Here is a 445-nt window from a genome sequence, read left to right as displayed (position 1 = left end):
ATACCAATTCCCTATGAGGTGAAGCAGAATATAGGAGTACTGATTTCAAGCACAAAAGATGGCTCGTCCACTCAAGTTAGAGGTTCGTGAAAGTGCAGACTATTTGCTCAAAAGCCTTCGCCAGGCCAGGAGCGCGATTCAAGCCGAGCGCCTGCGGCTGTTGTGGTGGTATAAGAGCGGCCAAGTGACTGAGCATAAAGAGTTCAGTCATCGTCTTGGGCGGTCCCCTTCAACGATTACGCGCTGGTTGAAGGTGTATCGAGACGAGGGGCTAGCGGGCCTACTGGAAGAACGGACGGCCCCAGGTAAAGCGCCTCGAATTGATGGCGACCTGTTGGAACGACTCAAAGCTCGCCTGGATTCGCCCGAAGGCTTTGCCAGCTATGGGGAGGTGCAGCAGTGGCTCGAAGCCCAGAGTGGTGAGACGATTCCTTACAAGACCGTG

At 54.4% G+C, this 445-nt stretch carries 1 protein-coding gene; it reads left to right on the top strand.

Translation table 11 applies throughout. The annotated features are described in order from the left end of the window. Window positions 1-58 precede the first annotated feature (58 nt). A partial coding sequence (locus JUK32_RS16415) for a helix-turn-helix domain-containing protein (protein ID WP_204139946.1) occupies window positions 59-445 on the top strand: 387 nt, incomplete at its 3' end.

Origin of the sequence: Halomicronema sp. CCY15110 (assembly GCF_016888165.1) — a bacterium.
GTDB lineage: Bacteria > Cyanobacteriota > Cyanobacteriia > Phormidesmidales > Phormidesmidaceae > Halomicronema.
Note: the sequence above shows the minus strand (reverse complement) of the source record. Positions and strands in the feature narration are given on the sequence as shown.